Genomic DNA, 25,803 nt, shown 5'->3' with positions numbered 1-25,803 from the left:
GGCGCTGCGCTTATCAGGCCTACGTGGCGCTCATGTAGGCCGGATACGGCTTCAGCCACCATCCGGCAATCGTCTTCTTATGGTTTAACCATCTCTTTTTCGATCAACTGGATCAGGATATGAATCACTTTGATATGAATTTCCTGAATACGATCAGCGTAGCCAAAGTGCGGCACGCGAATTTCGATATCCGCGCTGCCCGCCATTTTGCCGCCATCTTTACCGGTCAGGGTGATAACTTTCATCCCTTTCTCACGCGCTGCGGCAATCGCTTTAATTACGTTACCGGAATTACCCGAAGTCGAGATGCCTAACAGGACATCTCCCTCACGACCCACGGCTTCTACGTAGCGAGAGAACACATAATCGTAACCGAAATCGTTGCTGACGCAGGAGATATGGCTGACGTCAGAGATAGCGATAGCAGGGTAACCAGGACGGTTTTCACGATAGCGTCCGGTCAGCTCTTCGGCAAAGTGCATCGCGTCGCAATGGGAACCGCCGTTACCGCAAGAAAGTACCTTACCGCCGGCTTTAAAGCTGTCTGCCAACAGGACCGCCGCGCGCTGAATGGCGTGAATATTGGCGTCATCTTTAAGAAAATTAGCCAGCGTTTCCGCCGCTTCGCTCAGTTCGTTACGAATAAGATCCTGGTACATGAGGATATCCTTCAGCATGAATGTAAATGACAAGGTGCAGTGTACCGGATAGTGCTACCAGCGAGAAGTACAAGCCACAGGAATGGCTACGGCTTTTGATTTTTTGTGCCGGTTAAAACAGCAACAATGTGAGCTTTGTTGTAATTATTTTGTAAACACATTGCTAAAAGAATTTACATCCACTACAACCATATCATCACAAGTGGTCAGACCTCCTACAAGCAAGGGAGCTTTTCGTTATGATGATTTTGAGTATTATCGCTACGGTTGTTCTGCTCAGCGTTCTGTTTTATCACCGCGTGAGCTTATTCCTCAGCAGCTTAATTTTGCTCGCCTGGACGGCCGCGCTTGGCGTGGCTGGCCTGTGGTCAGTCTGGCTGCTGGTTCCTCTGGCCATTATTCTCGTACCGTTTAACTTTACGCCGATGCGCAAATCTATGATCTCTGCACCGGTGTTCCGCGGTTTCCGTAAAGTCATGCCGCCGATGTCGCGTACTGAGAAAGAAGCGATTGATGCCGGTACGACCTGGTGGGAAGGTGACCTGTTCCAGGGCAAGCCTGACTGGAAAAAACTGCATAACTATCCTCAGCCGCATCTGACTGCTGAAGAGCAAGCGTTTATTGATGGTCCAGTGGAAGAAGCGTGCCGCATGGCGAACGACTTTCAGATCACTCACGAACTCGCGGATCTGCCTCCGGAACTGTGGGCATATCTGAAAGAACACCGCTTCTTCGCGATGATCATTAAGAAAGAGTACGGCGGGCTGGAATTCTCAGCATATGCTCAGGCTCGCGTTCTACAGAAACTCTCCGGCGTTTCCGGGATCCTGGCGATCACCGTTGGCGTGCCTAACTCATTAGGCCCAGGCGAACTGCTGCAACATTACGGCACCGAAGAGCAGAAAAATCATTATCTGCCACGTCTGGCTCGCGGTCAGGAGATCCCATGCTTTGCTCTGACCAGCCCGGAAGCCGGCTCCGACGCAGGCGCGATCCCTGATACCGGCGTGGTTTGTATGGGCGACTGGCAGGGCCAGCAGGTGCTGGGTATGCGCCTGACCTGGAACAAACGCTATATCACGCTGGCGCCTATCGCCACCGTGCTGGGTCTGGCATTTAAACTCTCCGACCCGGAAAAACTGCTGGGTGGCGAAGAAGATCTTGGCATTACCTGTGCGCTGATCCCAACCTCAACGCCAGGTGTACAAATTGGGCGTCGTCACTTCCCGCTGAACGTGCCGTTCCAGAACGGTCCGACACTGGGCAAAGATGTGTTTGTACCAATTGATTACATCATCGGTGGTCCGAAAATGGCCGGTCAGGGCTGGCGCATGCTGGTGGAATGCCTGTCTGTGGGACGTGGTATTACCCTGCCATCTAACTCGACGGGCGGCGTGAAATCGGTCGCGATGGCCACCGGCGCGTATGCGCACATTCGTCGCCAGTTCAAAATCTCTATCGGCAAGATGGAAGGTATTGAAGAGCCGTTGGCACGTATTGCCGGTAACGCCTACGTGATGGACGCTGCAGCATCACTGATTACCTACGGCATTATGCTGGGTGAAAAACCGGCGGTGTTGTCGGCCATCGTGAAATATCACTGCACCCACCGCGGACAGCAGTCAATCATCGATGCGATGGATATCACTGGCGGTAAAGGCATTATGCTTGGCGAAAGCAACTTCCTCGCCCGTGCTTATCAAGGTGCGCCAATCGCTATTACCGTTGAAGGTGCCAACATTCTGACCCGTAGCATGATGATCTTCGGTCAGGGTGCGATTCGCTGCCATCCGTATGTTCTGGAAGAGATGGCTGCGGCACAGAGTAACGATGTGAATGCGTTCGACAAGCTGCTGTTCAAACACATCGGTCACGTCGGCAGCAACAAAGTGCGTAGCTTCTGGCTTGGCCTGACGCGTGGTTTAACCAGCAGCACGCCAACTGGCGATGCGACCAAACGTTACTACCAGCACCTGAACCGTCTAAGCGCCAACCTGGCCCTGCTTTCAGATGTGTCGATGGCTGTACTGGGCGGTAGTCTGAAGCGTCGTGAACGTATCTCCGCACGTCTGGGCGATGTGTTAAGTCAGCTGTATCTGGCCTCCGCGGTGCTGAAGCGTTATGACGACGAAGGCCGTCATGAAGCGGACCTGCCGTTGGTTCACTGGGGCGTTCAGGATGCGTTGTACAAAGCGGAACAGGCGATGGACGATCTGCTGAAGAACTTCCCGAACCGTCTGGTCGCGGGCTTGCTGAATGTGGTTATCTTCCCTACCGGTCGCCACTACCATGCACCGTCTGACAAATTGGATCATAAAGTCGCGAAGATTTTGCAGGTTCCGAGCGCTACTCGTTCTCGTATTGGTCGCGGTCAATATCTGACGCCAAGCGAGCATAACCCAGTTGGTTTGCTGGAAGAGGCGCTGCTGGACTTGATTGCAGCCGACCCAATCCACCAGCGGATCTGTAAAGAGTTGGGTAAAAACCTGCCATTTACCCGTCTCGACGAACTGGCGCACAATGCGCTGGCGAAAGGGCTGATTGATAAAGATGAAGCCGCGATTCTGGTGAAAGCCGAAGCGAGCCGCCTGCGCAGTATCAACGTGGATGACTTTGAACCCGAGGAGCTGGCGACTCAGCCGGTAAAGCTGCCAGAAAAAGTGCGTAAAGTCGAAGCCGCATAACGACACTCGCACGACGTTTAGCCCCGCTTAATGCGGGGCTTTTTATTGCCACATTTTCATTAATGCTCATGCTACAGTGTCAAAATGTTGTTCAACGAGGAGCCTCGATCGTGCCTGGTCTGAAAATTACTCTGCTGCAACAACCATTGATCTGGATGGATGGCCCGGCCAACCTGCGCCATTTTGACCGACAACTGGAAACCGTCGCCGGACGTGATGTCATTGTATTGCCTGAGATGTTTACCAGCGGATTTGCCATGGAAGCGGCAAATAAATCGTTGCCGCAAGAAGAAGTTGTAAGCTGGATGCGTAGCAAAGCGCAGCAGACAAATGCCCTGATAGCAGGTAGCGCAGCGATACAGTCTGAACGGGGGCCGGTGAATCGTTTTTTGCTGGTTGAACCCGAAGGTAATGTGCATTTCTACGACAAGCGCCATCTGTTCCGCATGGCGGATGAGCACCAGCATTACCAGGCGGGTGACGCGCGCGTTATTGTTGAATGGCGCGGCTGGCGCATTCTGCCGTTGGTCTGTTATGACCTGCGTTTTCCGGTATGGTCGCGCAATCGCAACGATTACGACCTTGCGTTGTATGTTGCCAATTGGCCTGCGCCGCGTTCTCTGCACTGGCAGGTTCTGCTTGCCGCACGGGCGATTGAGAATCAGGCTTATGTAGCAGGATGTAACCGCGTGGGCACTGACGGTAACGGGCATCATTATCGCGGTGACAGCCGGGTGATTAATCCGCAGGGTGAGATTATTGCCACCGCCGAGCCGCATCAGGCCACACGCATTGACGCAGAACTGTCTCTCTCAGCGCTGCGTGAATATCGCGAGAAATTTCCCGCCTGGCAGGATGCCAACCCGTTCACGCTATAACTATCGCCTTCACTCCCGCTGCATAACGTTTTTCCGTGGCGGGATTGTTTCACTCCGTAACCAACCGCAAAACAAATTCGCGTGGCGACATGCGGTGGGCATCGTATCCTGCAAAAGATAATCACTCGTAACCAGCGAGTGACTGACAATGTTAATAATTCCCTTATCAGGATCTCGACATGAAGAACTTCTTACGCATGACTTTGCTGGCAGTTACCGTGGCTGGCGCTTCTTTTAGCACGCTTGCAGCAACCACATCTAATGTTCCGGCTCCAGCCCAGGATCCGATAGTACAACATCTTAAGTTGAGCACTGACCAGATTGCGCAGATTAAAAAACTGCACCAGCAGCTTGAAACCAACGTAAGCCAGATTTCGGTGAAGGATGTTAAAGACGGCGCGTTGATTGACGTCATCAAGTCCGGGAAGTGGGATGAAGCAGCCGTCAAAAAACAGCTTTCGGCATTCAGCAACATCGAACAGCAGGCGCGTTATTATCGCGTGAAATACTATTTTGACCTGAACAAAGTGCTGACTCCAGAACAGCGCCAGCAGGTGCAAAAAGACATCGCACAGACGCTAAGCGAATAATTGCCAGAGCCTGAATCAGCAATGATTCAGGCTTTTCGGTAAAATCGCCTGTTCAAACAAAAAACCCTGTACAGCATCTGCGCCGCTCATACGGCAAATGGCATAATCCTGTGGCGTTTCTACCCCCTCAATGACAACCCGTTCACCCAGCCCACGAAACTGATTGACCAGAACCCTCAACTGCCACTCCGATGTTCTGAACTGATGAAACATTCCACTTTCAATTTTGATGGCATCGAAACGGATGCCCGACAGCCGCCAGACAAAAAATAGCTCAGGTGAAACATCATCCAGCCACACGCGAAACCCGTGACGCACCAGCGTTTTTACGGCGATGCATACGGCCTGCTGCTCTGCCTTCTCCAGCCGCATCATGGAGCCCGGATCCTGAATCTCAATAACAATCCGCCCCTGATGCACCTGCTTTGTGAGACGCGTGACCCATGACAGACAGGTCAGCATCCTGACGGATAAATTCAACGAATAGCTTCCAGAAAGAGCCAGCACCCGTTGCATTTGCCATAGAAAAAGCTGCTGTTTTGCCGCAATTGAAAGGTGCTTGAAAAACAAATCCAGTGGAAGCGGAGTGCGTACCTGACTTAACACTTCACAGACATCCAGCGATACGTCATCAAAAAAATGAATGCGCTGCAAACGGATCCCAGTGATCTGCAGCAGTTCGGCGTTGCGGGGAAGTTCTGGTACATAACGGGCCTGTTCGCTGAATCTGTTCATATCATTCCAGTATTTTATTAAAAGGACGTCGTGCATCCTGCAGCCACGGGATACGGCGATCGTTCGGGTATATCAGGCAAAAGCGCGTCGCCAGACGATGCGCCTCGACAAGGTCGCGCTGTTGCAACGCCAGCAAGATTTGCGTGAAGGAGACATTAGGGTCTGGGTGAACGCGCACATAGTCAGGCGCCCAGCGGCGAACCGCCTCCAGCCAACGAGCGTCCCGAGTACGCTGATACCGTTGCAGATACCCCATCTGGACATCAAACCGATAGCGACTGGTAAGAAGCCAGCCTCCTACAGGGAGCGATTCGGCAAGATGCCACTGCGATGACTGCCTCTCCGCCAGCGTCAGTTGCTGTTGCGTATGCAGCGTGAGAAGCAGCAATGGCGCGACTGTCAGTAGCGAGATAACCCCTGGCGCGCGAATCAGCCACGTCGAGGTAAGCGCCAGGCGTATTCCAGCTCGGTCGCTGTCTGCACATCGAAGCAACAGGATCAGCAGTAGCCAATGCGGCGTTGACTGCCTGACGGGGTATTCCGTCAGCATATGAATCACCACCGGCAGCGCCGCCACCAGACAGGCGCGACGCCAACGATTTCCATGCCTCCAGAGCCAGAAACCACTCGCAATAAAACACAGCGCTCCCACCAGCCCAACCAGACCGCCCTCCACCAGCCATAACACCAGTTCATTGTGCGGATGCGAGATGCTGCTCAACCCCAACGGTCCCGCACGTTCGAGAAACACGGCGGCAAAACTGCCCACACCCCACCCCGTCCACGGGCGTTCGGCAAATAATGCCAACGACGTTTTGAGTACCGTCCAGCGCACCTGGGAAGTGGTGAAATGATCGACCGTTGCTACGGACAAAAAATGGCGAGCGAGCGACCCCGTCGCCATGCCTGACGCCAACGGTAACAGGAGTAGTAACAACGTACGCCGTTGCGCCGGGAAAACCGCCAGCAGCAGCACTTCACCGACTACCAGAGACAGGTAACCGGTTTGCGACTGGGATTCATGCAGCACAAATCCCATCATCACCAGGCCAACCCCGATGACAATTCGATACCCGTCGCGCAGCCGTAAAAAGAGCGTAGCTGACAGCAACACGCCACAGGCCGTAAAGCTGGCCAGCAGGTTGACCTGCTGAAAAATGCCGTAAGGCCGTGTACCACGTCGCCAGGCAAACTCCCAGTAATCAACACCCGGCAAATGCCAGTACTGATAGACAAACACCAGACATTCAATCACGCACGCCCCCCATAGCAGGGCCAGCAGTGCCGTCAGGGTGTTTGCCGTGAGAGGAATTTGCAATGTGACCAGATAGACGCTCACACCTCCCAGTAACGCCCCCGCCACCAGTAGTGCCTCGGCCTGCCTGACGTCAGGTGTTAGCAGGCAAAGCAACATCAGGATGAACGCCCCGATCGTAAAACCCGCAGCTGGCACAGTGATGCGCCAGCGTTGACGAGGCGCCAGCATCAATGCGCTTGCAGCCAGTACAACAGCGTAGATCCAGCTCGTAATATTAAGCGGCAACGACAGACCGCTGCCGCCGTTGTTCGGCCAGTAGAAATGCATGGCCCCACACCAGAAAAACAGACTAATACCGAGCAATAATTTCTGCGCAGGCAGCGGCGCAATGCGATTCAGTACGTTCATCATGCTACTGGTAGTTCAACGTCCAGGTCCCGCTGGCGCTGAACGGACCGTATTCGAGAGACTGATTTTTTATCGCCGATGGCTCCGCGGCGACCCACGCCAAAAAATTCAGCGTCATCGAACCTTCTGTTATCTCTTTGACTGATGTGCTCTCATCAAGGCGGATTGCCGTGCCGTCCTCTTCGCTCATCCCAATCCCGATCCCTGACGCGCCGCCTTGTTCACTGCTATCCAGCGCCAGATGATCGGCCAGCTCCGCATCCTCACGACCGCTGAAGGTAACCGAGATCCCACGGAAAACCTCAGGATTGCAGTCGCGTAACTGGATGCTGAATTTTTCCGGCTTACTGCGCCCCGAGAGATAGAGATCCTGCGTCGCGATTTGCTTGAAATCGACCTCGATTTTGTCGCCACCCGGTGCAAGGCTGCAGGCCAGCGCTCTGATGGTGCCGTGAAAATACATATCGCCGCCGACCAGTTTGGTGTCGGCCTGTGCCATGCTGCCAAGCAGCAACATAACGGTCGCGAATAACGCCGAGAATCTCATGACATCCCCCTACTGAAACTGCGCGACAACGGTGGCAGAGGCTTCAAATTCACCTTCCTTCACACTTCCCACGCCCGGCTTTGCCACCGGCGCGGCGGTGAGATTCCAGTCGCCCTGATTCTGGTAAAACCCCTTCACGTTGTAAAATTGATTGGGCACGACGGTGCCACCACTCTCGTCTTTAAGCATAATGCCGAGATCATCGCGTTTTTGTCCGCCGCTTAACGTGCCGAGGAGATTACCGTTAAATCCCGCCGTGCCTGACGCCGTGGTCGTTTGCACGCCAAGATTGATATTCAGCGCGCCCTGATCGAAGCTGCCGCCCTCACACACCACATGTATAGGGATTGGCTTACTATAGTTAGTGCCGTTGAGCCGGGCAGCGGATCCTGGCAAATCGCCAAACTCAATGCTGATTTTGTCTCCCCGGTTGAAGGTGCATTTGTCCGGTACGGTAATCAGCCCGGATTTAATCACCACGCGGGAAATTGGCGTTGTCGGCGTAGGACCAGCATCCCCTAAGCGCCCAGCAACCTCCACCAGCGACTGGGAGGTAATATTGATGCCATTAATAATGGGTTTTGTGACAATAAACGTCACTTTGCCTTTTGAACCACTTTCTATGTTGGTAGCCCGCTCGTAACCTTTGCGCTTTTTGCAGCTATGATCGTTATAACGATTTGAAAAATTGGTAAAAGGTGCCTGAACGTAGTTGTTATAACGCCCGGCGACCCACACCTGTACTTCCACATCCAGATACTCGTTTAGGCGAAAACGGTTCGCTCCCTGATTGGAAGGCGGCATCGTGGTCGTGGTGGTGTAGTAAATCGGTTGTCGGGAGATGTCAGCCTGTTCGCAGTGAAAATCCACTACATACCAACTGCCAAGATTCCAGGGAAACGGCTCCGTTCTGCCGCCCACGTGGTTTTTGCTGACATCCAGCGAGTTCAGTTCAATATCGTACTGATGCGGCGCCCCACCTTCCGGCTCACCTTCTCCCTGTGTAAATGCCTGCCCGGTCAGAGGACAGCCTGCCAGCACCCCCCACAGCAGCATTTTGCGCAATACGCTCATAGATACTCCAGCTTAAGTCTGACCAGACCGTTAAATTCTCCGGCAGTCACCTCTCGCCCAAAAGATTCCAGCGCGGCAAGAAAATGAATGGCGTTATCGCCCGGTTTGAGGATCCACATGCGTTGCGGTTGATTCAGGTGGATCAACTGCTTACGTTCAGTCAGTAGCCGGATGCCCGCGCCGCGAACATCGCCACGAATGCGCCCCAAATCGCTGTTTTCCGGTGCGCCTTCAGCCATCATCGTCATTGAAACACCACGCTCCACCGTGCTGTAAGCAAGCTCAGGCATCTCACTGGTCTGCCCGGGAAAATCCCTTAAGGTATGACCGGAGCCCTTTAAACAGCCGTTCAGATACAGCGTAACCAATACCGGATCGCTGCGATCGCCGCCCTGGCGAAATCGGCTGGCGGAAATATCACCAAGATCGATAGTCTGATCGCGGGAGGCCATATCCAGCACGCACGGCGAAACGAATACCCGACCATGAAAGCGGACATTGCCATACTCACCGGACACGTTGCTCATATCCTGGCGACCGCTTGTGGCCTGAACCGAGCAGGCCATGCCCGCCATCAGCAGAGCGCAAAGCATCTTTTTCATTTACGAATCCTGTTACCGGGGCTGTTGCTCCATTGGCAATGCTTTACACACATTGCCTGTGCAGCTGAATTTCAATTCGGGATGACCGCCAAAATCGTTCACATACATCATGCTGCACTGGCTAACGCTGCCGTCGGTCACACTGAAATCGCGAGAGGACTTTGGTGAAACCATAACCCCAGGGAAGTCAGTCAGCCTGTCGCCGCCCTGAGCTTCAGGTTTGCGGCTTAAGCCGATCAAGGTGACGAAGTACGGCGTTGGGTTATCCACACTCCAGCGCAGGCCCTGCTTATGAAAGACCAGTTGGTTTTGCCACACGGCGCCCGGTGTTTCCGGCACGATGGCGGTCGGACGGTAGAACAGTTTGATACGCGACTGCATCGCCAGCTGCAGAACGTTCGGCTTATCCGGCTTGGGCGGAATTTCGCGCACGTTCAGGTAGAACAGACTTTCTCGATCCTGTGGCAGAGCGTTAATACCGCTGGTTTTCGTCACACGTGCAATGCCCTTTTGCCCGCCGTTAATCCGTTGTAGCGGCGGTAAAACCATCAGCGGCGAAGTAATTTTTGTTCCATTGGCGTCTTCCACCCACGACTGAGCCAGAAACGGAATGCTCGGACTGGTGTTGGTTAAGTTCGCGCTGACAGAGCGCGCATCACCGGTGATGATCAGGCGCGTACGGTCAAGTGCGATACCCGCCCATGAGGCGTTGATCTCTGCAATAAAAAGCAGACCGCAGGCCACGGGTTTCAGCCAACGCTGCACGGAGTAAAAAGCTTTATTTTTCATGACAAAATTCATTCAGGTTATTGAAATTATTCACAAGGCAACAGCACGTTACCCTCCAGGTTGATTTGTTGCGGCACCTGTAAGTGACACTGAGCACGACCGCCCCAGGCAACAGAAAGACGCTCAGCTGGATTCACACCCGCAATCCAGGCCATGCCGTTTTCCATCACCATGGCGACGCTGACACCGTTGGCGTTAAACACTTCGGCTCCAAACGGCGGTACAGAGCCATCCTTCAGGCGCAGCAGCGCCATCATTTTTTGCCCCTGCGCCACGGCGAAGCGCTGATAACCAATCGCGCCTTCCGTCAGGGTGTTGGTGACGATGGCTTTGGTCGCGGAAATATCCTCGTCCATTGCGTCTACATCGATACGGGTATCAAAGCTGTGATAGCTGACGACGTCCGGTACGACGGCAATACCGAAGCGGTTTGAGTGCGCCTGTTCACCGTTCAGCGGTACATTCGCCACACCGTCGGTATCAACCATCACCCTGGCGGTATTCATTGACGCCTGGCTGTTATGCAGCGCCGCGCCGTGACGCGTTGCGGTAAAGCCGCCGCGCATCGTGCCGCCAACGGAGAAATAACGTGATTGCTGCCAGCTGACGTTAGACTCAAGCTCAGCCATCATGCTGCGATGCTTGTAGTAACCATCAAACGCGGTGTGCCCTTCACCGGAAACCCCTGCGCGCAGTCGCCATGGATTGTTACGGTCGCGGTTATCGGAATACGAAACCATCTGACTGGTCTGGTTGCCGCTGTTTTGCACTTCATAATCCATGGAGCGGCCATCGCTCCATGGCACCGAAATGGACAGCGAAAGGCTGTCGTCCCGTTTGCCCTGATACTCAGAGCGGTAAGCGGCAAGGTTGGCGCTGATCCCCTGAATGCCTGCGAACGAAAAGCTGTGTCCCATCGACAACCCGTAACGATCCTGAGAGCCACGATCCCAGTAATTCTGGTGGGTATAAGTCAGGTACAGCGTGGTCGCTAATTGCGGGTCGTCAGCAAAAAAGGTCTTGTTACCGGTGATGGTGTACATCTCTTTTTCGTTGCCGGCGCTGTTGTTATTTTCATACTGCTCGTCAAGGAACTGCGAGAAGGTGCGGAAGTTACGCTGTGAAAAGCGGTAACCAGCAAAGGTGATGGCACTGTTGTACTCATCAAAGGTTTTGGCATAGCTGAGCTTAAAGGACATCCCTTTTTGTTCAGCCTGATGCTTCACCCGACTCACGGATTGCGTCGCGTCAGCCGACAGCGCACCCAGCCAGCTCAAATCCCGCCCAATCCCCATCGACCAGGCGTTATAACGATCGCCAGTGAGCAACGCGCCGCCATACAGCGACCACGCATTGCTGACCCCCCAGGAAAAATCACCGCTATAAAACGCAGGCCCCTGGACGTCGTGGTTATAACGCGATGGCTTACCGACCGCGGCGTTGTAGCGAACATAGCCCGGGCGCGTCAGGTAAGGAATATCGGCCGTATTGACCTGAAAGGTTTGTACACTGCCATCCTGCTCTTCGACGCGAACATCCAGCGTGCCGCGTACCGAGCCGTGCAGATCCTGAATATTAAATGGCCCCGCAGGAACGGTGGTTTGATAGATAACACGCCCCTGCTGACTGACAGTGACCTTCGCATTGCTGCGCGCGATGCCATGTACTTCGGGCGCGTAGCCCTGCAAATTCGGCGGCAGCATGCGTTCGTCGCTGGCGAGGTTCGCCCCGGTGAAACGTACCGAATCAAAAACCTGAGAATTCAGGTAGATTTCGCCGAGCGTCAGTTTTGCCGCCTGCATCGGTAACGGGCGATAGGCATAGATCTGATCCCAATCGATTCGCCCTCGGTTCTCATCCGAAGCGTAATTGGCTTGATACTGGCCACGAAAACGCCACGCGCCGAGGTTAAAGCCAGTCTGTCCATAGCCAGACAGAGAGCGATAACGATCGCCGCCCTGCTCGTAATGTGTGGCCTGACCTGAAACGCTGTAGTCAAAAATCAGCCCTGCGACACCGTTATCCCAACGCTCCGGCGGCGTCCAGTCTGGATCGGTATATTTCATCCATGCCTGAGGCACGGTAATGTCCAGTACGCCGGCGCTATTATTCAGCACCACACCCGGCAGGCGGGAAATGTCATAGCAGGCCGCGCTGATCGGGTGAATATAGGTCAGCGCCTCTTCTTTGAGCGCCAGTAATTCAAGTTGTTGTGGCGTCAGACAGGCCATGGATTTATGCGGGTTGGCAGGGTCGACGATATAACGAATCGACTGCTGAGGGATCTCCTGGCTGTTAATACGAACATCCAGCAGATATTCTCCGGGAGTCACAAAGTTGCCTTCGGAAAAACGCTGCAAATCGACATTGTGCCTGTCGCTGGCATCCAGTACGTCGGTATTAAATTCAATGGCCTCATCCGCTTCAACACATGAAGAGGCACAGACCAGAGCAATAAAAAGCGCCAGACGTTTTTTATCTGTTTTCAGCGTGATCATTTTCGTTCGCAAACCTTCAGATACCCGAATTGCAGTGCAGCTCAGAGATAATTCACAACAAAATGCGTGACCGCAGTAAATTCGCCGGATGTCATTCTTCCGTCGCGGGAGATCAAATAAGCCGTAAAATTGAGCGTGTTTTTCCCTGGGTTAAGCGCATAGTCCGGTGATGGCTCACCCAGATGAATTTGCTGTCCTTTGCCGTCATATATTTCTATCGCTAAATTTTCAGTTTCCGATTGCACGCTCAGATAATCAGGATTGTCACTATCGGGTGCGCCGGAAAAGGTAATATTAGCGCGTTGAAACAGACTCCCCGGATGTTGAGAATCCCCAAGGGAACATCCCAGCAAATGAATGCTGAAATCATGCGCAGATACTTTTTCAGGTTTACCGGAAATATCTCTGGCTGAGAGGTCATCAAATTCAACCAGTAGCGACCGGTCGCGCGGATCGACATAACAGGCAGCTTCAATAATATTTCCCCGCATGCGCATTTTGCCGGGCGTACTGACAAGACGATGAGTGTCAGCCAAAACCCATGCAGGCGATATAAAGATAAAAAGCAGTAAAATACGCCATCCAGGCATCACCGCATTTCCTTTCAGTTATTCGCAGGAAGGGTTAGGCAGGCGCATAATTGCGCCTGCTGCAGATCGTTACTGGTAGTCGATCTGGAAATTAACGGTAGATTCGAAATCACCCGGAGTTACCGCTGCAGATGCGTTGTTTGCCTGCAGGTAAGCGACGAAATCAATGTCGGTTTCGCCATCGGTAATGTTGACCTGAGAGGCCGCTTTGCCCCATTCCACGTCCTGGTTGCCGCTGTCAACCATACCGATGCCCGCACCCTTTGCAGTACCCGAGGTGAACGCGGCCAGCGCGTTGTTATCTGAATCAATTGTTGCCGGGGTATAGGTCACAGTAGCCGTTTTCGCGACGGTCGTATCACAGCCCTGCAGCACGATTTTGGCATGCTTAACGCCAGCACGTTGGTTGTCTTTTAACTGAGAAGTTGGGATTTCACCAAAATTTACCTGCACCGGGCTGGATTCTGGGGCCAGACCGCATGCGGAATTAACCAGAGAACCAGTGAAGTGAATTTTACCGTTAGTCGGTTCAACATTTTTTGCAGCATAAGCAGAAGATGCAGTAAAAGTCATTCCCGCCATCAGCGCACAGGCCACAGCCACGTTTTTCATTTTCATATTACTACTTAACCTTATATCTGTTTTTGGTTATTCCGACGATCTATTTCCGCAGACAATTAATGCAAGGGAAATCCTGATCTGTAGGTGGCGGTAGCGCATATCCTTGCAAACAATCCATCTCAAGCCACCCCGTATTTTGAACTTCATTGGTATTCCATCAGAAATACCGTCCACAGGTGTTTACGCTGTTTCGGGGCTTATATTAAGTCGACGAAAAAATGACACAATGCAAAAATCCGGTATTAATCAAACTCAGGGAATCGTGTTGTAACACTGTCTGTCGAGCGATCGTTTACCTAAAAAACAGCCAAAAAACACACCACACCCAGTGTTAATTGCTATTATTTATAGTTTTTATAGAGTTTTTATCTATCAAATATTTTTTTATTTAGCCAGAAGAACAGGCAAAATGTATTTATGAAAGTTTTGTAAAAATGAAATTAGGTATCAAAAGCGAGTAATGACAATAAGATAGTGAAAGAGAGGAAGGACATAGGAGGATTCTATTAGATATATTAAAAGATTGTTATATAAATATTAATAAAGAGTTCTATAGTACAATCATTTTTTATAAATGAATTATGTTATGCTATTGCTTCCCCCACTCGAATGCGAGATATCCTGCTTTAAAGGAGACATCAGTGATTTCTCATATACCAATAAACAAAATCAAATCCGTAATTATTGGTGATGGCTTAGTTTTCAGACCACATAAAAATACCCTAAAAGACCTGGCGTCTGGTGAAATGGCCACATTGAATAATGTGGCAACACAATTACTGCTCTATCTGTTGCAAAATGGTAAAGAGATATCCTCGCGCGATGAAATTCTGCAGAATGTTTTCCAGCATAATGGCGCCAGAGCGACGGATGCTAATCTCAATCAGCACATTTCATTTCTGCGCAAAGCAATAACGTCTACGGGCCATCCTGCAGAACTGATCGTCACCATTCCGCGAATAGGATTTCGGATGGGCGACGCCAGTATCAATATTCAGCAACTGGAGGAAGCACAAGCACCCACCAGAATAGCCAATGTTGCATTGATGCCCAGGAAAAAGAAACGAAACCTGTGGCCTGTCATGATAACAACGTTAATTACCGGCATCGCCGTGCTGGCGACAGCGTGGTTAACATGGATACCCAATAAAATCGCTATGACGGACGCAGCGATCCTGCGGACTATCGACTACGAGCAATGCCGAGTGCATATATTAGGAAACGCCCTCACCGACACCATTACCGAAAAAAAAGCGCTGGATATTTTCAAGTCCGTGGGTATTAACCCTAACTGCTCGTATCCAAAAGATCTGTATCTCAATACCTGGGCGAGCAACCATAATCTGGTTGAGTGGTCGTTTGCCGCTGAATGTGGGCTAAACCTCGGCTATTACCATTGCATCAGCCAGTATCGCCATCATGAGGAATGATATGAAGCAGGAAAGCGATCACTCTCCTTTACTATGGTCAGTCGTGATTGCCATTTTTGGGCTGGCGACTATCGCTTTTTTTATTATCGCCGGGAATGCGAAAAAACAAGAAATCAGTTTTTCCTGTTCCTCGGAATTCACGTCGATACTCGACATCCAGAACACCAAAAAGGAACTCCACGGAATAATGCTGATCACCAGCTACAACTCTGGACACCTCTCATTGTCAGTACAAGGGAAACTCAAAAGTGATGATGGCGAGTTTGCTGTTAACCGAAAACTGTTCTTTCGCTATGCCCGACCACTCGGCCATACCGCCGGCGTTTTTATGCTCACCCCCGACGGACGCGAAAAATCCCCGGATGATGAAGCAACGGATGCTATAGATTATCTTTTCTTTGACGCTTACGAACGTGCCGACAAGCTGTATATGCTAAAGCACCTGAATGAGGAAACGGTTCTTATTGGCGATAACTTTTCACCCCGCTTCGCCTGCGTGATGAATCACTTCGCGAGTTAATCGCCTTCTGGATATGCGTCGGGTTAAGGATGACCTGATGTGTTGCCCACCCGAAAGCACGGGCGCGGTCGATAGAACGTGAGAATGAGATTATTATTTTTGGTGGGTTAAAACGACGAAAGCCTGAATCATTTCTGATTCAGGCTTTCTGAATAGTGGCGGAATGGACGGGACTCGAACCCGCGACCCCCTGCGTGACAGGCAGGTATTCTAACCAACTGAACTACCACTCCGCGTTGTGTTCCGCTTGGGAACGAAGCGAATATTACGGATTGCCTCGCACCTCGTCAACGCTTTTTCTCACGTTTTTTAATCGTTTGCTGCAAAAATCACCCGAATAGCCATTTTCATACCGTAAATGTACAAACTATGCCCGCCAGAGGCAACTTCCGCCTTTTTTCTGCACCAGGTCAAGGCGTGACTCATGGGCCGCTAACTCTTCATCAGTGGCGAAAACAACACGTAGTTTGCTGGATTGTCGCACAATACGCTGGATCCCCGTGTCATTCCTCTGCTGGCTGTCGCCTTCCATTGAGAACGCCATCGTGGTCTGCCCGCCGGTCATCATCAGATAAACGTCGGCCAGAATCTGGGCATCAAGCAATGCGCCGTGCAGGGTTCGTTTACTGTTATCTATCTCATAGCGCGAGCACAACGCATCAAGGCTGTTTCGCTTGCCAGGAAACATTTTCCTCGCCAGCGCCAGGCTATCGGTTATTTTGCAGAATTCGTTCGTCTTCGGAATATCCCGCTTGAGCTTCGCGAATTCGTAATCCATAAAACCGATATCGAACGATGCGTTATGGATGACCAGCTCCGCGCCGCGAATGTAGTCGAGAAATTCGTCGGCTACATCAGCAAACGTGGGTTTATCAAGCAGGAATTCGTCTGTGATTCCGTGTACGCCGAACGCTTCCGGGTCCACCAGCCGATCCGGCTTCAGATAAACATGGAAGTTATTGCCGGTCAGGCGGCGGTTCACCACTTCAACCGCACCGATCTCAATGATCTTGTGGCCTTCATAGTGGGCGCCAATCTGGTTCATACCGGTGGTTTCGGTATCGAGGACGATCTGTCGTGTAATTCCAGTGCTCATAACGGTCATTTATGTCAGACTTATCGTTTGATTTCGATTTGCTAAAACAGGAAGTCTACCAGAGATGCTTAAACAGGTAGAAATTTTCACCGATGGTTCTTGCCTGGGAAATCCAGGACCGGGTGGTTATGGGGCGATTTTACGCTATCGCGGGCGCGAAAAAACCTTTAGCGAAGGCTACAACCTTACAACTAATAATCGCATGGAGCTGATGGCAGCAATCGTTGCGCTGGAAGCCCTGAAAGAACAGTGTGAAGTGATACTCAGCACGGACAGCCAGTATGTGCGCCAGGGCATTACGCAGTGGATCCACAACTGGAAGAAGCGTGGCTGGAAAACAGCAGATAAAAAACCAGTGAAGAACGTCGATCTGTGGAAGCGTCTCGATGCCGCTTTAGGCCCTCATCAAATCAAATGGGAATGGGTTAAAGGCCATGCGGGCCATCCGGAAAACGAACGCTGCGATGAGCTTGCGCGCACCGCGGCCATGAGCCCGACTCAGGATGATAATGGGTATCAGACTGAGGCTTAAGCGTCCGGTTTACGGTATTGCCGGGTCGCGCCAACGGCATGACGGATAGGCGTTTTGCTTTTATTTTGTTTCATCGGGTTGAGTGTAAGCGGAATGGTTCGCTTGCGCGCAACCACCAGCTGTAAACAGCCCAGCGCGGGGATATGGGTGCTTAACATTTTCCCGCCCTTCTTATTCCAGGGCAGAACATGAAAACGACTATAGTGCAGCACTTCAAAATTCAGTAATGATAGCCAGTCCAATTGACGCATGAGGGTAAACATCCGACTGTTATAGGGCGATGTCTTACGCAATACGGGCACCAGTTTACGCAACCCCATCAGGCTTACCGGGTTAAAGCCGCTCAAAATCAACCAACCGTCATCAATCAACACGCGATCGGCTTCACGCAGTAGGCGATGCGGATCGGAACACCACGGTAACGTATGGGCCAATAAACAGACATCCACGGACTTATCGGCAAAGGGAAGATGCAAAGGATCGGCCGTCACCTGCATGGGAGAACCCTGCAAAGAAACATTTACCTGATGAGAAACCGCGCACGCTTCGGAATCGATTTCTGCGCTTAAATTACCAACCTTAAGCAGATGAAAACCGTACATTTTTGCGAACCACGGGTTAAGCTGATACTCCAGCGCCTCACGATAGTGTTCGCCCCAGGGCAGATCATCCCAGCTAACGGGCGCTACGACAGTTTGAGGGATCCTTGCCGGTTTCATCACAACCTTCCGTTACGCATTGAGAGGTAATATATGAATCTTAACAGTATTCCTGCATTTCAGGACAATTACATCTGGGTCTTGTCAAATAATGACCAGCATTGTCTGATTGTGGACCCGGGTGAAGCGGCTCCTGTTCTGAAAGCCATTGCAGAGCATAACTGGGTGCCTGAAGCCATTCTGCTAACCCATCATCATCAGGATCACGTGGGCGGAGTGAAAGAACTTCTGCAGCATTTCCCACAAATAGTGGTATACGGACCGGCTGAAACGCAAGATAAGGGAACGACACACATAGTCGAAGATGGCGATATTGCACTCGTTTTGGGGCATGAATTTAGGGTAATTGCTACTCCGGGTCACACTTTAGGACATATCTGTTACTTTAGCCATCCTTACTTATTTTGTGGTGACACACTCTTTTCTGGCGGTTGCGGTCGACTTTTCGAAGGCACGGCGACCCAAATGTATCAATCACTTAAAAAAATAAACGCCCTTCCTGACGATACATTAATTTGTTGCGCACATGAGTACACATTAGCAAACATGAAGTTTGCCTTAAGCATTCTCCCGCACGATTCGTTCATAAATGAATATTATCGTAAAGTTAATGAGTTACGCGTAAAAAAACAAATGACACTACCCGTAATTCTGAAAAATGAGCGGCGAAATAATCTTTTTTTAAGAACAGAAGACATTGATTTAATTAATGAAATTAACAAAGAAACAATATTGCAACAACCTGAGGAGCGTTTTGCCTGGTTAAGGTCAAAGAAAGATACGTTCTGACAATTCCGGGTTGCCTTTTGAAAACTTCGCCGTTATGATCGGTCGTCTTTTAAGCAACTATTGACACACACATGAAGGCAAAAGCGATATTACTCGCCTCTGTCCTGCTTGTTGGGTGCCAGAATACTGGTAACGTCCAACAACACGCACAGAGCCTTTCTGCAGCTGGTCAAGGGGAAGCAGGAAAGTTTACAAGTCAGGCGCGATGGATGGACGACGGAACATCTATCGCTGCTGATCAAGATTTGTGGGCTTTCATTGGTGACGAGCTAAAGATGGGAATTCCGGAAAACAGCCGGATTCGCGAACAGAAACAGAAGTATTTACGCAATAAGAGCTATCTCCACGATGTAACTTTACGGGCAGAGCCGTATATGTACTGGATAGCCGGGCAGGTTAAGAAACGTAACATGCCTATGGAACTGGTACTACTACCCATAGTGGAGAGCGCTTTTGATCCTCACGCAACGTCTGGCGCCAATGCCGCAGGTATTTGGCAGATCATTCCGAGCACGGGGCGCAATTATGGTTTAAAACAGACCCGCAGTTATGATGCACGTCGCGACGTTGTGGCTTCCACCACCGCCGCGCTGGACATGATGCAGCGTCTGAACAAGATGTTTGATGGCGACTGGCTGCTGACCGTTGCTGCTTATAATAGCGGTGAAGGTCGTGTCATGAAGGCAATCAAAACGAACAAAGCTCGTGGTAAACCCACTGACTTCTGGTCGTTGCCATTGCCTCAGGAAACGAAGCTATACGTGCCCAAAATGCTGGCATTGAGCGATATACTCAAAAACAGCAAACGCTATGGCGTACGTCTGCCAACAACAGACGAAAGCCGCGCGTTGGCACGTGTTCGCCTGAGTAGCCCGGTTGAGATGGCTCAGGTTGCCGATATGGCGGGTATTTCCGTCAGCAAGCTGAAGACCTTCAATGCAGGCGTGAAAGGTTCCACGTTGGGTGCCAGCGGCCCGCAATATGTGATGGTGCCAAAGAAGCATGCAGAGAAGCTGCGTGAGTCTCTGGCTTCAGGCGAAATTGCAGCCGTGCAGTCAACGCTGGTCGCGGATAACACGCCGCTGAACAGCCGTAGCTACAAAGTTCGCTCTGGCGATACGCTTTCTGGCGTTGCTTCACGTCTTGGCGTGAGCATCAATGACCTTAAGCAGTGGAATAATCTGCGCGGGTCGTCGCTGAAAGTAGGCCAGAATCTGACGGTGGGCGCTGGCAGCAGCGCACAGCGACTGGCGAACAACAGCGATAGCATCACCTATCGTGTGCGTAAAGGCGACTCGCTCTCGAGTATTGCCAAACGCCACGGGGTTAACATCAAGGATGTGATGCGCTGGAACAGCGATACGAATAATCTACAGCCAGGCGATCAGCTAACGTTGTTTGTGAAAAACAACGACATGCCGGACTCCTGATAGCATTGTAGAAATGAAGGCACTGGTTTCCCCCCAGTGCCTTTTTTATTTATCCCGCTTTATGTGCCTCAACCATTATCGTGTCGCTAGTAAACGAGCCATCTTCCTGTAACGCAAAGTAGTCTTTCACTTGTGCAGAAGCACTTTGTTGGTAGGCACGAATCGCGTCGCTCAACGCTGCAGGCGTACGCATCCGCGCCACCCACGAACTGAATTCCAGCGCCAGACGATCGGTTAACAAGGTATCGGCAATAAGATTGGCGTCATTGATTAACGACAACCACTCTCCGCTGGAATAGTTGCGTACGTGTGAGGTATCGCGTAACGCCTCCACGGTTTGCAACCAGATATCACGTACTGGGTGGCCAGGCGACATCACATCCATCACAATCAGTACACCACCGGGCTTCAGAACGCGGTTCACTTCCCGCAGCGCGCGCCCGACATCATGCCAGTGATGCGCGGAATAGCGGCTAATCACCACATCAAATACGTTATCTTCAAATGGCAGGCTTTCAGCATACCCCTGCCGTGTGGCGATATTTTCCAGACCTCGGTCTTTTGCCGCCTTAGCAACCACTTCAAGCATCTGCGACGATAAATCATAAGCCACGACCTGCTTTACCTGTTGCGCGGCCACAAAGCTGGCGTGCCCTGCTCCGCATCCCATATCCAATACGCGAGCCTGCGGAAATGCCGACAACCTTTCCCCCAGACGTTGCAAGTCACGGCCAGAGGCGTGCACCGTACTAGTTAAATAGGCATTAGCCTGAGAGCCAAACTGTTTTTCGACGTTGTCATGGTGAGAGCGTGTTGTCATTGTGTTGTCCTTCGGTTGTTATGAAATATGAAGGGCAACCATCACAGGCCTGCCCTATGGCAGACCTGACACACCGTTATTGTTCAGGTTTGCCGGGACTGAATTCAACGAGTAGCGGGTTGTGATCGGATGCACGGGTGACCAGCACAGAGGCTTCACTCACGTTCAGACCGCGATAGAACACAAAATCGAGAGGGCGACCAAACGCACGGCGGCGCTGATCGTCAGTAAAGCGAACCTGGCGCAGCGACATTTCACGCGCAAAGCGGTACAGCGCATTCATCCGTCGACGGCTCCAGGCATTAAAATCGCCAGCCATGATCACCGGACCGCTGTGATGAGCAATCTGATCGCCAATGGGAAGTAACTGCTTACTATAGACATCAACGCCAAGGCTAAAGTTAACCGCGTGGATATTCACCACCATTAACAGCCGAGTGTCAGGCAACGGGTACACCGTCACCAGCGCCGATTTCGCCAGCCGTAAAATAGGCTCACGCTCGCGCAATGGACAGCAGTAAACAGGATGAGCAGCAGAGAGCGTCATGACGCCAGAGGGATGCTGAGGCAGCACAAAGGCCGGAACCTGATCGGCAGCAAGATAGTTAGCGGTCGCAAACTGCACCAGTTCTGGCGTGGTTTGTGCTTCCTGCAATAACACCAGATGCGCATCTTTGCCAAAATTCTTCAGCACCGACTGCCATTCTGCGCGCTGCTGTTTAAAAATATTCCATACCAGCACACGAATGCGATCTTCACTGCTTAACGGAACGCCTGCGGGTAATGCCTGGCCAATATGCGCAAACGACCCCGGCGGTAAAATCCGCTCGGCGGGTTGTCCGGCAACATAACGCATGGCATAGGTGTTTTTTCGCACTTTAGACTTTCAAACCTCTGTAACGTCAACCAGTCCGCAGCCGGACTGGTTCTTCTGTTATAGGGATTTTAGCACTCACTTTCAACGAACAATTGCAGTTTGTTTTGTAAGTGGGCGCTTACATCAATGATTTACCCCAAAGCAACGCGTGCGGGCTTATCAAGACGACCGCTGAGTCCCATCAGCAGGAACGCAACCAGGACAATAAGTGCGCCAATCCACGGCGTCTGCGCCAGACCATAATGCTCGACCGTTTGTCCACCAATCACTGAACCCAGTGCAATGCCAATGTTAAACGCCGCAATATTCAACCCTGACGCCACATCTACAGCATTAGGCGTAAATTGTTCCGCTTTCTGTACCACGTAGACCTGCAACCCCGGTACGTTACCAAAGGCAAAGATCCCCATTACCAGGATGGTAGCCAGCGCGGCATACTGCGTAGAAGCCGTCAGTTGGAAAACCATCAACAGAACAAACAACGCGGCGAAAATAAATTTCAGCGCAGGAACAGCACCATGCTTATCCGCCAGCTTACCACCCCAGATATTACCGATAGCCACTGAAACACCATAACCCAGTAAGATCCAGCTTACTGCTGCCGGAGAGAATCCCGCCAGATCCTGCATCATCGGTGCCAGGAAGGTGAATGCCGTGAATACACCGCCGTAGCCCAGTGCCGTAACGGCATAAATCAGCAACAGACGGGGATGAGTCAGCACCTTCACCTGGTCGCGAATACTGGCGGCTGCACGACCGGGAATATTGGCGGGGATCAACAACTGGCTACTGATCAGTGCAATCACGCCTAACATTGATACCGCAAGGAAAGTCTCGCGCCAGCCAAAGTGTTGACCAATAAACGTTCCCAGCGGCACGCCGGTTACCAGCGCCACCGTTAAGCCACCAAACATAATGGCGATGGCGGAGGCCGCTTTCTCTTTCGGCACCAGACTTGTCGCGATGGTAGAACCAATCGAGAAGAATACACCGTGTGCCAGCCCAGTCAGCAGACGAGCGACAATGAGTGTCATATACCCGGGAGCCTGCCATGCCAGCAAATTCCCCGCCGTAAACAGAACCATCAGCGCAACCAGTAACTGCTTACGTGGCAGGCGTCCGGTCAAAGCGGTCAGTACCGGTGCGCCAATCGCCACACCCAGCGCATAGATGGAAACCAGCATCCCGGCGGAAGGTAACGAGATCGCCAGTTGTTGAGCGATGGTCGGCACCAGACCAACAATCACAAACTCAGTAGTGCCTATAGCGAAGGCACTAATTGTTAGTGCAAATAAAGCGAGAGGCATAAATAACTCCGTAACATCAGTAATCAGATGACACGCAGTATGCCTGGATGTTTTAATGACAAAAATATTCAAAATCTCAATATAATTTTGCGTCAGGTGCAAAAATGAAAGCAACCTCTGAAGAACTTGCGATTTTTGTAGCGGTAGTGGAAAGCGGCAGCTTTAGCCGGGCGGCAGAACAGCTTGGACAAGCCAATTCCGCGGTCAGTCGGGCAGTAAAAAAGCTGGAGATGAAACTGGGCGTCAGTTTGCTTAATCGAACGACCCGACAGCTAAGTCTCACTGAGGAAGGAGAGCGCTATTTCAGGCGGGTGCAGCAGATACTGCAAGAGATGGCTGCAGCAGAAACGGAAATCATGGAGTCGCGTAATACTCCGCGCGGCCTGCTGCGCATCGACGCAGCAACACCGGTGATGTTGCATTTCCTGATGCCGCTAATCAAACCGTTCCGGGAGCGGTATCCCGAGATGACGTTGTCTCTCGTCTCCTCGGAAACATTCATCAATCTTATTGAACGAAAAGTGGATGTTGCTATACGAGCGGGTACACTGACTGACTCGAGTCTACGTGCGCGTCCGTTATTTACCAGCTATCGCAAGATTATTGCCTCACCGGAGTACATTGCCCGTTTTGGTAGACCAGAGACCGTCGAAGAGTTAAAACAGCATCTGTGTCTGGGGTTTTCCGAACCGGTTTCGCTCAATACCTGGCCGATTGCCTGTAGCGACGGACAGCTGCATGAGGTCGAGTGTGGAATTTCTTCCAACAGTGGGGAAACGCTAAAACAGCTTTGCCTGAACGGCAACGGCATCGCCTGTCTTTCAGATTATATGATAGATAAAGAGATCGCGCGGGGAGAGCTAGTGGAACTGCTGGCCGATAAACGTCTGCCGGTAAAAATGCCTTTCAGCGCCGTTTACTACAGCGATCGTGCGGTCAGTACACGTATTCGTGCATTTATAGACTTTTTAAGTGAATATATAAGAACAGCTCCCGAAGGAGCTGTAAAAGAGGGGTAAGGGATACACAGGATCGGGCAATTAATCCCAGGCAGGAGCCAGACCTTCCGGGCTGACCAGACGATCGTTGCAGTCCAGTGCCGCGATCATTTTTTTATCTTCGGCATCCAGATGCAGTTCCAGCGCCAGCAGGTTGCTTGCCAGGTTTTCACGTTTGGTAGAAGAAGGAATTACGGAGTAACCTTCCCCCATTGCCCATGCCAGAATAACCTGCGCCGGGGTCGCGTTATGTTTAGCGGCAATGTGCGCAATCACTTCATCTTTCAGCGCGTTACCGTAAGCCAGCGTCATGTAAGAGGTGATGTGGATACCGTGTGCTTTCGCCCAGTCAACCACCTTACGGCTCTGAAGATACGGAGAAAGCTCAATCTGGTTGGTCGCAATATTGTCTGCGCCTACTGCGGCAATGGCTTTTTCCATCAGCGCAATAGTGAAGTTTGAGATACCAATTTCACGAGTCAGTCCCTGCTGTTTTGCTTCGAGCAGCGCCAGCATGAATTCCTCAACAGATACAGCATCTCCTGGAGATGGCCAGTGGATCAGCGCCAAATCAACATAATCTGTACGCAGTTTCTTCAGGCTTTCTTTCAGACTTGGGAGCAGTTTTTCTTTGCTGAGATTTTCAATCCAGATCTTGGTGGTGATGTACAGTTCGTTACGCGGTACGCCGCTTTCGGCAATCGCCTGACCAACAGCCGCTTCATTATCATAGATTTGCGCAGTGTCGACAGCACGGTAGCCCAGCTCAAGCGCCGTTTTAACAGAAGCGATAACCACGTCATCTTTCAGGCGGAAAGTACCCAAACCGAATGCAGGGATAGCCATAGAATTCCTCTTTTTAATCACTATGTTCATCAACTAAGAGGATTATGACTTCCAGCTCTTTATAGAAAAAGAGTGATAAATGCAGAGGATTTTTGCGGATGTAGCAATAATTAAATTGCAGGCAAAGAAAAAGCCCTGAGCTAATGCTCAGGGCTCTTAATAAGTGGCGGAACGGACGGGACTCGAACCCGCGACCCCCTGCGTGACAGGCAGGTATTCTAACCAACTGAACTACCGCTCCACCGAATTTCTTTGTCACTACCCGGATTCTTCATCCCGGTTTACTGCAATTTGATGCCTGGCAGTTTATGAATCCCTACGTGATTCACCCTTCGGGCCGTTGCTTTGCAACGTTCAAAAGCGTTCGCTTTTGTCCTACTCTCTTATCGAGTAGTGAACTGCCTCGAAAGTCAGTGCCATACTTCTAATTTGATGCCTGGCAGTTCCCTACTCTCGCATGGGGAGACCCCACACTACCATCGGCGCTACGGCGTTTCACTTCTGAG

25 protein-coding genes and 2 tRNA genes are annotated in these 25,803 nt (G+C 51.5%); 9 read left to right on the top strand and 18 right to left on the bottom strand.

From position 1 onward, the window contains the following. Nucleotides 1–77: 77 nt before the first annotated feature. Complete coding sequence (lpcA, locus tag OGX67_RS20280; protein WP_003031390.1) at nt 78–659, bottom strand: D-sedoheptulose 7-phosphate isomerase; 582 nt, start codon at nt 657–659, stop codon at nt 78–80. Between the two features lie 239 nt (nt 660–898). On the opposite strand from lpcA, the gene fadE reads away from it, so the two are divergent. The 3 genes from fadE to OGX67_RS20265 all read left to right on the top strand — a co-directional run bounded on the left by fadE (nt 899) and on the right by OGX67_RS20265 (nt 4,811). Continuing rightward, on the top strand, nt 899–3,343 hold the full coding sequence (gene fadE, locus OGX67_RS20275; protein WP_257651964.1) for an acyl-CoA dehydrogenase FadE: 2,445 nt from the start codon (nt 899–901) through the stop codon (nt 3,341–3,343). 110 nt (nt 3,344–3,453) lie between these two features. Next, nucleotides 3,454–4,221 carry an amidohydrolase gene (locus tag OGX67_RS20270; RefSeq protein WP_257651965.1) on the top strand — a complete coding sequence of 256 codons (768 nt, stop codon included), beginning with the start codon at nt 3,454–3,456 and terminating at the stop codon, nt 4,219–4,221. Between the two features lie 179 nt (nt 4,222–4,400). Next, nucleotides 4,401–4,811 carry a Spy/CpxP family protein refolding chaperone gene (locus tag OGX67_RS20265; RefSeq protein WP_049016135.1) on the top strand — a complete coding sequence of 137 codons (411 nt, stop codon included), beginning with the start codon at nt 4,401–4,403 and terminating at the stop codon, nt 4,809–4,811. A 15-nt stretch (nt 4,812–4,826) separates the two neighbouring features. Here OGX67_RS20265 and OGX67_RS20260 read toward each other — a convergent pair whose 3' ends face one another. The 9 genes from OGX67_RS20260 to OGX67_RS20220 all read right to left on the bottom strand — a co-directional run bounded on the left by OGX67_RS20260 (nt 4,827) and on the right by OGX67_RS20220 (nt 13,930). After that, nucleotides 4,827–5,546, bottom strand: a complete 720-nt coding sequence (locus OGX67_RS20260; RefSeq protein ID WP_003838873.1) for an EAL domain-containing protein — start codon at nt 5,544–5,546, stop codon at nt 4,827–4,829. A 1-nt stretch (nt 5,547) separates the two neighbouring features. Continuing rightward, nucleotides 5,548–7,215 carry an O-antigen ligase family protein gene (locus tag OGX67_RS20255; protein ID WP_110249249.1) on the bottom strand — a complete coding sequence of 556 codons (1,668 nt, stop codon included), beginning with the start codon at nt 7,213–7,215 and terminating at the stop codon, nt 5,548–5,550. 1 nt (nt 7,216) lies between these two features. After that, nucleotides 7,217–7,759: a fimbrial protein gene (locus OGX67_RS20250; RefSeq protein ID WP_032948583.1), complete on the bottom strand. Its 543-nt coding sequence runs from the start codon at nt 7,757–7,759 to the stop codon at nt 7,217–7,219. Nucleotides 7,760–7,768: 9 nt separating this feature from the next. Continuing rightward, the gene (locus OGX67_RS20245) at nt 7,769–8,833 is read right to left on the bottom strand and encodes a fimbrial protein (protein WP_086503707.1); all 1,065 of its coding nucleotides are present in this window, start codon (nt 8,831–8,833) and stop codon (nt 7,769–7,771) included. After that, nucleotides 8,830–9,435 (bottom strand): fimbrial protein, encoded by a 606-nt coding sequence (locus tag OGX67_RS20240; RefSeq protein ID WP_032948581.1) that lies wholly within the window; start codon nt 9,433–9,435, stop codon nt 8,830–8,832. The genes OGX67_RS20245 and OGX67_RS20240 overlap by 4 nt, the downstream gene beginning before the upstream one ends. A 12-nt stretch (nt 9,436–9,447) precedes the next feature. Then, on the bottom strand, nt 9,448–10,236 hold the full coding sequence (locus OGX67_RS20235) for a fimbrial biogenesis chaperone (RefSeq protein WP_461782089.1): 789 nt from the start codon (nt 10,234–10,236) through the stop codon (nt 9,448–9,450). Nucleotides 10,237–10,250: 14 nt separating this feature from the next. After that, a complete protein-coding gene (locus OGX67_RS20230; RefSeq protein ID WP_204584067.1) occupies nt 10,251–12,722 on the bottom strand; it encodes a fimbria/pilus outer membrane usher protein in 2,472 nt (823 codons plus the stop codon). Nucleotides 12,723–12,763: 41 nt separating this feature from the next. Continuing rightward, nucleotides 12,764–13,312 (bottom strand): fimbrial protein, encoded by a 549-nt coding sequence (locus tag OGX67_RS20225; RefSeq protein ID WP_003838886.1) that lies wholly within the window; start codon nt 13,310–13,312, stop codon nt 12,764–12,766. Nucleotides 13,313–13,381: 69 nt separating this feature from the next. Continuing rightward, nucleotides 13,382–13,930 carry a fimbrial protein gene (locus tag OGX67_RS20220; RefSeq protein WP_044714304.1) on the bottom strand — a complete coding sequence of 183 codons (549 nt, stop codon included), beginning with the start codon at nt 13,928–13,930 and terminating at the stop codon, nt 13,382–13,384. 749 nt (nt 13,931–14,679) lie between these two features. Here OGX67_RS20220 and OGX67_RS20215 point away from each other — a divergent pair. Together OGX67_RS20215 and OGX67_RS20210 are read left to right on the top strand one after the other, a co-directional pair. After that, nucleotides 14,680–15,363 carry a winged helix-turn-helix domain-containing protein gene (locus OGX67_RS20215; protein ID WP_226807758.1) on the top strand — a complete coding sequence of 228 codons (684 nt, stop codon included), beginning with the start codon at nt 14,680–14,682 and terminating at the stop codon, nt 15,361–15,363. Between the two features lies 1 nt (nt 15,364). Further along, nucleotides 15,365–15,883 (top strand): FidL-like protein, encoded by a 519-nt coding sequence (locus tag OGX67_RS20210; protein ID WP_003838893.1) that lies wholly within the window; start codon nt 15,365–15,367, stop codon nt 15,881–15,883. 156 nt (nt 15,884–16,039) lie between these two features. Here the strand turns inward: OGX67_RS20210 and OGX67_RS20205 are convergent. Together OGX67_RS20205 and dnaQ are read right to left on the bottom strand one after the other, a co-directional pair. Beyond that, nucleotides 16,040–16,116 (bottom strand) — tRNA-Asp (locus OGX67_RS20205). A 134-nt stretch (nt 16,117–16,250) separates the two neighbouring features. After that, a complete protein-coding gene (gene dnaQ / locus OGX67_RS20200; RefSeq protein WP_286527095.1) occupies nt 16,251–16,979 on the bottom strand; it encodes a DNA polymerase III subunit epsilon in 729 nt (242 codons plus the stop codon). A gap of 64 nt (nt 16,980–17,043) precedes the next feature. Here dnaQ and rnhA point away from each other — a divergent pair, with 64 nt between their 5' ends. After that, on the top strand, nt 17,044–17,511 hold the full coding sequence (gene rnhA / locus OGX67_RS20195) for a ribonuclease HI (protein ID WP_257651966.1): 468 nt from the start codon (nt 17,044–17,046) through the stop codon (nt 17,509–17,511). On the opposite strand, the gene OGX67_RS20190 is transcribed toward rnhA, so the two are convergent. Then, nucleotides 17,508–18,230 (bottom strand): class I SAM-dependent methyltransferase, encoded by a 723-nt coding sequence (locus OGX67_RS20190; RefSeq protein WP_003031413.1) that lies wholly within the window; start codon nt 18,228–18,230, stop codon nt 17,508–17,510. The genes rnhA and OGX67_RS20190 overlap by 4 nt on opposite strands. A gap of 33 nt (nt 18,231–18,263) precedes the next feature. Between OGX67_RS20190 and gloB the strand changes: the two genes are divergently transcribed. Then, nucleotides 18,264–19,019, top strand: a complete 756-nt coding sequence (gene gloB / locus OGX67_RS20185) for a hydroxyacylglutathione hydrolase (protein ID WP_003031418.1) — start codon at nt 18,264–18,266, stop codon at nt 19,017–19,019. A gap of 71 nt (nt 19,020–19,090) precedes the next feature. Continuing rightward, nucleotides 19,091–20,449 carry a murein transglycosylase D gene (gene mltD / locus OGX67_RS20180; protein ID WP_003031421.1) on the top strand — a complete coding sequence of 453 codons (1,359 nt, stop codon included), beginning with the start codon at nt 19,091–19,093 and terminating at the stop codon, nt 20,447–20,449. A 49-nt stretch (nt 20,450–20,498) separates the two neighbouring features. Here mltD and OGX67_RS20175 read toward each other — a convergent pair whose 3' ends face one another. The 3 genes from OGX67_RS20175 to OGX67_RS20165 form a co-directional block, all read right to left on the bottom strand. After that, complete coding sequence (locus tag OGX67_RS20175) at nt 20,499–21,269, bottom strand: class I SAM-dependent methyltransferase (RefSeq protein WP_048233096.1); 771 nt, start codon at nt 21,267–21,269, stop codon at nt 20,499–20,501. Nucleotides 21,270–21,345: 76 nt separating this feature from the next. Continuing rightward, complete coding sequence (locus OGX67_RS20170; protein WP_003031427.1) at nt 21,346–22,146, bottom strand: endonuclease/exonuclease/phosphatase family protein; 801 nt, start codon at nt 22,144–22,146, stop codon at nt 21,346–21,348. Nucleotides 22,147–22,277: 131 nt separating this feature from the next. Then, nucleotides 22,278–23,453 (bottom strand): MFS transporter, encoded by a 1,176-nt coding sequence (locus tag OGX67_RS20165; RefSeq protein WP_003838907.1) that lies wholly within the window; start codon nt 23,451–23,453, stop codon nt 22,278–22,280. A gap of 104 nt (nt 23,454–23,557) precedes the next feature. Between OGX67_RS20165 and yafC the strand changes: the two genes are divergently transcribed. Continuing rightward, entirely contained in the window at nt 23,558–24,472 is a 915-nt protein-coding gene (gene yafC, locus OGX67_RS20160) for a DNA-binding transcriptional regulator YafC (protein ID WP_003838909.1), read from the top strand. 21 nt (nt 24,473–24,493) lie between these two features. Here the strand turns inward: yafC and dkgB are convergent, their stop codons facing one another. Together dkgB and OGX67_RS20150 are read right to left on the bottom strand one after the other, a co-directional pair. Beyond that, complete coding sequence (gene dkgB / locus OGX67_RS20155; protein WP_032937070.1) at nt 24,494–25,297, bottom strand: 2,5-didehydrogluconate reductase DkgB; 804 nt, start codon at nt 25,295–25,297, stop codon at nt 24,494–24,496. A gap of 164 nt (nt 25,298–25,461) precedes the next feature. After that, nucleotides 25,462–25,538: transfer RNA gene (locus tag OGX67_RS20150), tRNA-Asp, on the bottom strand. Nucleotides 25,539–25,803: the final 265 nt, after the last annotated feature.

Origin of the sequence: Citrobacter sp. Cf118 (assembly GCF_030334095.1) — a bacterium.
In the GTDB taxonomy this organism is placed as follows: Bacteria; Pseudomonadota; Gammaproteobacteria; order Enterobacterales; family Enterobacteriaceae; genus Citrobacter; species Citrobacter freundii.
Note: the sequence above shows the minus strand (reverse complement) of the source record. Positions and strands in the feature narration are given on the sequence as shown.

Bases quoted from the DNA above. Each gene is read 5' to 3' on its own strand.
- lpcA (WP_003031390.1), bottom strand. From the start codon at position 659: ATGTACCAGGATCTTATTCGTAACGAACTGAGCGAAGCGGCGGAAACG.
- fadE (WP_257651964.1), top strand. From the start codon at position 899: ATGATGATTTTGAGTATTATCGCTACGGTTGTTCTGCTCAGCGTTCTG.
- OGX67_RS20265 (WP_049016135.1), top strand. From the start codon at position 4,401: ATGAAGAACTTCTTACGCATGACTTTGCTGGCAGTTACCGTGGCTGGC.
- OGX67_RS20260 (WP_003838873.1), bottom strand. From the start codon at position 5,546: ATGAACAGATTCAGCGAACAGGCCCGTTATGTACCAGAACTTCCCCGC.
- OGX67_RS20255 (WP_110249249.1), bottom strand. From the start codon at position 7,215: ATGATGAACGTACTGAATCGCATTGCGCCGCTGCCTGCGCAGAAATTA.
- OGX67_RS20250 (WP_032948583.1), bottom strand. From the start codon at position 7,759: ATGAGATTCTCGGCGTTATTCGCGACCGTTATGTTGCTGCTTGGCAGC.
- OGX67_RS20245 (WP_086503707.1), bottom strand. From the start codon at position 8,833: ATGAGCGTATTGCGCAAAATGCTGCTGTGGGGGGTGCTGGCAGGCTGT.
- OGX67_RS20240 (WP_032948581.1), bottom strand. From the start codon at position 9,435: ATGAAAAAGATGCTTTGCGCTCTGCTGATGGCGGGCATGGCCTGCTCG.
- OGX67_RS20235 (WP_461782089.1), bottom strand. From the start codon at position 10,236: ATGAATTTTGTCATGAAAAATAAAGCTTTTTACTCCGTGCAGCGTTGG.
- OGX67_RS20230 (WP_204584067.1), bottom strand. From the start codon at position 12,722: ATGATCACGCTGAAAACAGATAAAAAACGTCTGGCGCTTTTTATTGCT.
- OGX67_RS20225 (WP_003838886.1), bottom strand. From the start codon at position 13,312: ATGCCTGGATGGCGTATTTTACTGCTTTTTATCTTTATATCGCCTGCA.
- OGX67_RS20220 (WP_044714304.1), bottom strand. From the start codon at position 13,930: ATGAAAATGAAAAACGTGGCTGTGGCCTGTGCGCTGATGGCGGGAATG.
- OGX67_RS20215 (WP_226807758.1), top strand. From the start codon at position 14,680: ATGGCCACATTGAATAATGTGGCAACACAATTACTGCTCTATCTGTTG.
- OGX67_RS20210 (WP_003838893.1), top strand. From the start codon at position 15,365: ATGAAGCAGGAAAGCGATCACTCTCCTTTACTATGGTCAGTCGTGATT.
- dnaQ (WP_286527095.1), bottom strand. From the start codon at position 16,979: ATGAGCACTGGAATTACACGACAGATCGTCCTCGATACCGAAACCACC.
- rnhA (WP_257651966.1), top strand. From the start codon at position 17,044: ATGCTTAAACAGGTAGAAATTTTCACCGATGGTTCTTGCCTGGGAAAT.
- OGX67_RS20190 (WP_003031413.1), bottom strand. From the start codon at position 18,230: ATGAAACCGGCAAGGATCCCTCAAACTGTCGTAGCGCCCGTTAGCTGG.
- gloB (WP_003031418.1), top strand. From the start codon at position 18,264: ATGAATCTTAACAGTATTCCTGCATTTCAGGACAATTACATCTGGGTC.
- mltD (WP_003031421.1), top strand. From the start codon at position 19,091: ATGAAGGCAAAAGCGATATTACTCGCCTCTGTCCTGCTTGTTGGGTGC.
- OGX67_RS20175 (WP_048233096.1), bottom strand. From the start codon at position 21,269: ATGACAACACGCTCTCACCATGACAACGTCGAAAAACAGTTTGGCTCT.
- OGX67_RS20165 (WP_003838907.1), bottom strand. From the start codon at position 23,453: ATGCCTCTCGCTTTATTTGCACTAACAATTAGTGCCTTCGCTATAGGC.
- yafC (WP_003838909.1), top strand. From the start codon at position 23,558: ATGAAAGCAACCTCTGAAGAACTTGCGATTTTTGTAGCGGTAGTGGAA.
- dkgB (WP_032937070.1), bottom strand. From the start codon at position 25,297: ATGGCTATCCCTGCATTCGGTTTGGGTACTTTCCGCCTGAAAGATGAC.